Raw genomic sequence first — 6,696 nt, forward strand, 5'->3', positions numbered from 1 at the left:
TACCCCTTGCTGGCCAAGCGCGTCGGCGATCATGTCGGCGCTGCCGGCGGTATCGTCGAGAAGGAACAGGTCGGCGCCGCTCAGCTCGCGCCATCGAACCGTTGCATTCGATGCCAGCGGATGACGCGCCGGCACAATCGCGCAAAAGGTATCGGAGAACAGCGTCTCAGTGGACAAGTCGCGACTTTCCTGCGGCTCGATCAGGATGGCCAGATCGGCGTCGCCCGAACGCAGCATGTCGAGCACGCGGTCTTGCGGCGCGTCGTGCAGCTTGAGCGTGAGATTCGGATAGCTCGCCCGGCAGGACGCAAGCAGCGCCGGAACGACTGAAGCAACCACGCTTGCGCTGCATGCAATCGATACCGCGCCGCTTTCCGCCGTCGATACCTCTTGCCCAAACCGCAGCGCGACTTCGAGTTCATCGACGAGGAGCGCGATGCGGGGAAGCAAGGCGCGGCCCGTATCGGTGAGCGCGACGTGGCGCGTGGTGCGATCGAAGAGCCGCAAGTCAAGCAGCTCTTCCAGTTCCCTGATGCTGCGGCTCGCCGCCGATTGCGTCACGCCGAGCGCGTTGCCGGCCTGCGTGAAGCTCCGGTGTTCGGCAAGGGTGACGAACAGGCGCAACTGCTGCAAGGACACGCCGGACCCCTTCAGCCCTGCTTCGGCGACGAGATTCCTGCTCATTGCGCCGACGAATTGCGCGGTGTTTCGGACCAGGCGGTCTGGAACGAAGCGGCATCGAGCCGGCTGGATTCGGCCACCGTATTGTCGATCCAGCGCTTTCTCATCGGCGCCAGGACGAACTTGGCGCACAAACCGGCTGCAATCGAGATGGTCGCCGTCGCGATGAACACCGCGTCCCACGAACCGATCGCCGACAGCACCGACGCCAGCGGCACCAGCATGGAAGCCGTGCCCTTCGCCGTGTACAAGGTACCGGCGTTGGCAGCAGCGTACTTGCTGCCGAATGTATCCGCGCAGGTTGCAGGGAAGATCGAGAAGATTTCGCCCCAGCACAGGAACGTGATCGCCGCGAAGAACATGAAGAGATACGGGTTGTGGCCAAACTCCATCAGCCCGAGCAACGCAATCCCTTCGCCGATAAAGATGAAGAACATCGTGTTCTCACGGCCGATCTTGTCGGAGATCCAGCCGCACAGGGGACGCGTGAAACCGTTGCAAAGGTTATCGATGGAAAGCGCCATCGTAAGCAGCGGCAGCGTGACGCCGAGAATGCTGACCGGCATCTTGGCGAAGCCGTATTCCTTCGCGATCGGACCGAGTTGCGCCGTGGCGATCACGCCGCCGGCAGCCACGAACACGAACATCAGGTAAAGCACCCAGAACAAAGGCGAGCGGACCATCTGCCCCGTCGTGTAATCGATCTTCGATGCCACCACGCGCTTCGCCGGAACCGCATGTGCGGGCGGACGCGGACGCACCAGCATCAACGCAAGCAGGAAGATGCAGACGCCCTGGAAGATGCCGAAGAACATGAATGCGTGTTCATAGCCCGAGGTCTGGATCATGTTCGAGATGGGGATCACCGTGACCGCCGCACCTGCGCCGAAACCGGCTGCCGTCAGGCCCGCTGCAAGACCACGCTTGTCCGGAAACCACTTGAGCGCCGTGCCCACGCACGTGCCGTACACGCAACCGGCGCCGATCCCGGCGATGACCGCCGCGATATACAGGTGGTAGAGGCTAGTGGCGTTGGCATCGATGATCCAGCCAATCGCCGCGCAAATCGAGCCGCCGATGACAACCGGACGCGGGCCGAATTTATCGACGAGCCAACCTTCGAGCGGCACGAGCCACGTTTCCGTGACGATGAACACCGTGAATGCCGTTTGAATCGCGGCCTGTCCCCAGTGGTGTTTTGCATCCATTGGGACAACGAACAAGGTCCACGCGTATTGCAGGTTCGCAACCAGCCCCATGCAAATGATGCCGATGGCAAGTTGCGCCCATCGGTTGTTATGCACCCCGCGTTTCGGGTTGCTTCCGGCGGGTGCCGTGAGCGTATCTGCGTTTGCCATGTCTGTCTCCGTTATGTATCGGCGCTCGTGCGGCGCGTAATCGACTGCGGCTCAACGGTGTCATCGGGTTGCATGCGTCTTTTGCGCAAGTTCCACCTGGCACCGGTGCGAGAGTTGGTTTTTGGTCGGTCAGGGTCCTGGTTCAGAGCCCCACGCAGCGAGCTGCAGCCGCGAGTGAAACACCGGCCGAAGGACTGAGGGTGCTGTCTGGAAAATCATGTAAAGGCACATCCAGTGTTCTTTTCTTGAGCGGACCGGAACGCTTGGCTGCACCGTGCCGGAGGTCTGTGTTTCTTCGCCCTTCTCCGCTCGCTTCATGGCGCCTTGTCCGTTATCACCTTACGGAACTGGCGCACGTTGAAAGCATGCTGCGGGAGAAAAACGATTAGGGAAAGTTAGAAAAATTTATTGTATAAATTCAGGATCGTTTATGGATGGAGACATGGTGATGATGCGCAACGCGACGTTCAGGCAACTCAAAATATTCGAAACCGTCGCCCGAAGACTCAGCTTTTCCCGAGCCGCCGAGGAGCTCTACCTCACGCAGCCGGCGGTTTCCACGCAGGTGAAGCAACTCGAGGAGCACGCCGGCCTGCCGCTCTTCGAGCAGCTCGGGAAGAAGATCTACCTGACGAGCGCAGGGGTCGAAATGCTCCATCACAGCCGCGCAATCCTCGAACAATTCCGCGAAGCCGACGACGCCATGGCCCGTCTTAAGGGTATTTCCGGAGGCACGCTCAACGTGGCGGTCATCAGCGCGGGCGATTATTTTTTCCCGCGCCTGCTCGCCGAATTCACCAAGCGCAATCCCGACGTCAAGCTCAACCTCGCGGTGCATAACCGTGAGGAACTGCTGCACCAGCTCACCGACAACCTCACCGACCTGGCCATCATGGTTCGGCCGCCGAAGGACATGGACACCGACAACGTGTCGTTCGCGCCGCATCCGTACGTGATCGTCGCGCCGCCGGATCATCCGCTGGTCGGCGTAAAGAACATCCCGCTCGAGTCGCTCTCCGAGGAGCCGTTCATCGTGAGAGAACGGGGTTCGGACACCTGGAATTCCATGGAAGAAGGGTTTGCTGGAAGGCTCAAGTCGCTCAACGTCGCCATGGAGATCACCAGCACGGAGACCATCAAGCAGGCCGTGATCGCGGGCATGGGCATCAGCTTCCTGTCCGCTCACACGATCGCCATGGAACTGCAGGTCGGGCGTCTTGCCGTGCTCGATATCAAGGGCTTTCCCGTCATGCTCAACTGGTACCTCGTGCATCGCCACAACAAGCGCCTTCCGGCCGTAGCGGCAGCGTTCAAGCAGTTCCTGATCGATGAAGGTGCGGCGCAAATCTCGGCGATAACGCATATCGGGTAAACCATTTATTAGGTATTCTGAATAGTCACGGTAAAAAACTGTGACTATCGTCTATGGATCATTTTTTCTATCCTGCAGTTAAGCAACACGGCCAACCAGGAGACAAACCATGATCCGTTCACACGCCACCACCGCCGCCGACGAGCGCGAACTGCAAACGCAACTCTGCGCATACAACAGCGCCTTCGAAGAACTCGACCTGATGTTTCGCTGGGACGCCGATACGCTCAAGGCGCTCTCCGGCGCACCCAACGACCAGGCGCGCATTGCGCGCTACATCGAAGTCCACTGCCCGCATCTGCTCAAGGCCTACAGTGCGGAATTTCTCTGCCAGGCAATCGTCGACAAGAAAAACGCCTACTACGACGCCTGCAGTGCCACGACCATTGCTCGCGCCGACGACACCCGCGGCGCCAAGATGTGGCGTCCCGAGTACGACACCGCGCGTGCAGCGGCTTGATTTACCGAAAACGGCCAGCTAGATGACAGCAGGCCGTCTTCCTCGTGCGCCCTTCAACCGCCCGGTTTGCCTTCGAGTTCGGCCAGACGTTTCTTCAGGTTGCGTTCTTCGGTGAAGCGGATGGTTTCGTCGCGGATGACGGCGACGATGCCCGTCACCACGGCGTCCGGTCCCGCCGAATGGAGCAACGCGACCGTGAAGGCAATCGATAAAGTCCGCCCGTCCTTGTGCACGGCCGGCACGCGCAACACGTCGTGGCCGTAGCGCGTTTCGCCGGTTGCCATGGTCTTTTCGTAGCCCGTCCAGTGACGCCCTCGCAATCGCTCGGGAATGATGATGTCGAGCGAATGGCCGAGCGCGTCATCGGGCGTGAACCCGAACATGCGCTCTGCAGCGGGATTCCATAACGTGATGGCCCCGCTTGCATCGGAGATCACGATGGCGTCGCCGATCACGTCGACCAATTGTTCGAAATCGATTGGGGATGTTTTTGTATTCACAGCGCTGCTCATGGTCGAAGCACCCTCGTTAAAACATGCAGCGCTGTGAGTTCATGAAAACCCACAGCGCCGCAGTTACGCGTTCAAACCGCTTGAGCGTCGTGCAGCTTGCTGATCTGGTCGCTGCTGTAACCGAGGCTTGCAAGCACTTCGTCCGTGTGTTCGCCGAGCAAAGGTGACGCCGTGATGTCCGGCTTCATGTCGGAAAACTTGATCGGGCTGCCCACGGTCAGGTACGAGCCGCGTTCCTTGTGCTGGACTTCCGTGATCGTGCCGCTCTCGCGCAGCGACGGATCGTTGGCGAGTTCCTTCATGGTCAGGACTGGTGCGCATGGAATGTCGAACTTGCGCAGAATGTCGACGGCTTCGAACTTGGTCTTGTCGGCGAGCCAGGTTTCGATGGTCGCGAAGATGTCAAAGATATGCGGCTGGCGTGCCGAGGCGGTGTTGTACTTCAGATCCTCGATCCATTCCGGCTTGCCGATCGCCTTGCAGATCGGCGGCCACGCGTGGCCCTGGATCGTGAAGTAGATGTACGAGTTCGGGTCCGTTTCCCAGCCCTTGCACTTGAGCACCCAGCCCGGTTGACCGCCGCCGCCGGCATTGCCGCCGCGTGGGACGACATCGCTGAATTCACCGTGCGGGTATTGCGGATACTCTTCCAGATAGCCCAGGCGGTCGAGGCGCTGCTGATCGCGCAGTTTCACGCGGCACAAATTCAGCACGCTGTCCTGCATCGATACCGCCACCTTCTGGCCCTTGCCGGTTTTATCGCGGCCAATCAATGCCGTCAAAATGCCGATGGCCAGATGCATGCCCGTGTTGCTGTCGCCGAGCGCGGCTGCGCTGATGGTCGGAGGACCGTCCCAGAAACCGGTCGTCGATGCCGATCCGCCCGCGCACTGCGCCACGTTTTCGTAGACCTTGAGGTCGTCGTAATGATGGCCGTCACTGAAGCCCTTGACGGACGCCAAAATCATCTTCGGGTTCAGTTCCTTGATGTGCTCCCACGGGAACCCCATCCGGTCGAGTGCGCCCGGCCCGAAATTCTCGACCATCACGTCCGATTCCTTGATGAGCTTTTCGAGCACTTCCTTGCCTTCGGGCTTCTTGGTGTCGAGCGTGAGCGACTTCTTGTTGCTGTTCAACATGGTGAAGTACAGCGCATCCACGTTCGGGATATCGCGCAATTGCGTGCGCGTCACGTCGCCGGAACCGGGACGTTCGACCTTGATCACGTCCGCACCGAACCACGCGAGCAACTGCGTGCAAGCCGGTCCGGCCTGAACGTGCGTGAAGTCGATGATCTTGATGCCTTCGAGGGGCCTGGTCATGGCTTTTGTCTCCTGACTGACTGGATTAGTTGGTGTGTTGGATAAAGCGCAAGGGGAAGAGAGAGGCGCGTCAAGCGTGCTGGGATGTGTTGTCTCCTCTTCGAGGCGTCTATTGGCGCGGTGCCTACGGGCAACCGTCGTTTCTTGTGATATACAATATTCCGAACACAGTATTAGTCAAGGATATTTATTCTTTGAACAGGACGTGACGCAATGCAGCAGGCGCGATTACGCCGATGGCGCGAGCGCCACAGCGATAGCCTGTTGCAGTGCAAAAGAGAGGAAAAAGGGAGGCTTGTGGGATCGTCGTCCGCAGGGAGCGAACGACGGCACGGCGGGGAGAACCCTAAGCAGTGGTCGGTCGGCTATCCGATCCGACCCGCCACCTTTGCGGCGTCACCCCTTCCCATTGGTTGAACGCACGCGAAAACGAGTTGACCTCCTCGAAACCGAGGAACCAAGCGATTTCTCCCGCGCCGAGGTCCGTGCTCCCAAGCAGCCTGCGCGCAATCCGGTTGCGCACCCGATCCAGCAATTGCTGGTAAGTCGTGCCATCGACGGCGAGTTTTCTTTGCAGCGTCCTCGAACTGATGCCCATTTCATGCGCGAGTGCATCGACGCTTGGCCGTTGCCCGCGCATGCTCCGCGCAATTACCGCCTCGACCTGATCTGAGAAGGTCTGCGTACGGCTGAGTTCGGCGATACCGGCGTCGAGCTGAGGTAAAACGGCCGCCAGCAAATCCGCGTTATGCGTGACGAAGGGCAGCGCGAGCGCGGCGGTATCGAAGACGATCACGTCTTGTGGCGCGTCGAAGACGATCTCGCAACCGTAATGGCGCGCGAACATCGTCCGGTTCGACGCCCGGCGCGTCAGTTCCACGCGGCGCGGCTTGATCTCGATGCCCGAACCGCGCCTGGCCATCGCCAACGCAGATGCGAACATTGCGTCGGCAAGAAGATCGGGGAGGTTGCCATCGGCGAGAAGCCAGCA

Annotated in this window: 7 protein-coding genes; 2 read left to right on the top strand and 5 right to left on the bottom strand. The window is 60.0% G+C overall.

Annotated features, from left to right (window positions below; all coding sequences use genetic code 11):
- A partial coding sequence (locus tag ACRXB1_RS27045) for a LysR family transcriptional regulator (RefSeq protein ID WP_449493775.1) occupies positions 1-684 on the bottom strand: 684 nt, incomplete at its 3' end.
- The gene (gene oxlT / locus ACRXB1_RS27050) at positions 681-2,039 is read right to left on the bottom strand and encodes an oxalate/formate MFS antiporter (RefSeq protein WP_062003057.1); all 1,359 of its coding nucleotides are present in this window, start codon (positions 2,037-2,039) and stop codon (positions 681-683) included. The genes ACRXB1_RS27045 and oxlT, both read right to left, overlap by 4 nt.
- A gap of 451 nt (positions 2,040-2,490) precedes the next feature.
- Here oxlT and ACRXB1_RS27055 point away from each other — a divergent pair, with 451 nt between their 5' ends.
- Positions 2,491-3,411, top strand: coding sequence for a LysR family transcriptional regulator (locus tag ACRXB1_RS27055; protein ID WP_062003695.1), 921 nt, complete (start codon positions 2,491-2,493; stop codon positions 3,409-3,411).
- 109 nt (positions 3,412-3,520) lie between these two features.
- Entirely contained in the window at positions 3,521-3,871 is a 351-nt protein-coding gene (locus ACRXB1_RS27060) for a hypothetical protein (RefSeq protein ID WP_062171096.1), read from the top strand.
- A gap of 53 nt (positions 3,872-3,924) precedes the next feature.
- Here ACRXB1_RS27060 and ACRXB1_RS27065 read toward each other — a convergent pair whose 3' ends face one another.
- The 3 genes from ACRXB1_RS27065 to ACRXB1_RS27075 form a co-directional block, all read right to left on the bottom strand.
- Positions 3,925-4,371 (bottom strand): PAS domain S-box protein, encoded by a 447-nt coding sequence (locus tag ACRXB1_RS27065; RefSeq protein ID WP_449493776.1) that lies wholly within the window; start codon positions 4,369-4,371, stop codon positions 3,925-3,927.
- A gap of 83 nt (positions 4,372-4,454) precedes the next feature.
- A complete protein-coding gene (gene frc, locus ACRXB1_RS27070) occupies positions 4,455-5,705 on the bottom strand; it encodes a formyl-CoA transferase (protein ID WP_449493777.1) in 1,251 nt (416 codons plus the stop codon).
- Between the two features lie 346 nt (positions 5,706-6,051).
- On the bottom strand, positions 6,052-6,696 hold a 645-nt coding region (locus tag ACRXB1_RS27075), incomplete at its 5' end, for a helix-turn-helix domain-containing protein (RefSeq protein ID WP_449493778.1).

The organism is Caballeronia sp. M23-90, assembly GCF_053574605.1.

Excerpts from the sequence above, each read along its gene's own strand:
- oxlT (WP_062003057.1), bottom strand. The coding sequence starts at position 2,039 with ATGGCAAACGCAGATACGCTCACGGCACCCGCCGGAAGCAACCCGAAA.
- ACRXB1_RS27055 (WP_062003695.1), top strand. The coding sequence starts at position 2,491 with ATGCGCAACGCGACGTTCAGGCAACTCAAAATATTCGAAACCGTCGCC.
- ACRXB1_RS27060 (WP_062171096.1), top strand. The coding sequence starts at position 3,521 with ATGATCCGTTCACACGCCACCACCGCCGCCGACGAGCGCGAACTGCAA.
- frc (WP_449493777.1), bottom strand. The coding sequence starts at position 5,705 with ATGACCAGGCCCCTCGAAGGCATCAAGATCATCGACTTCACGCACGTT.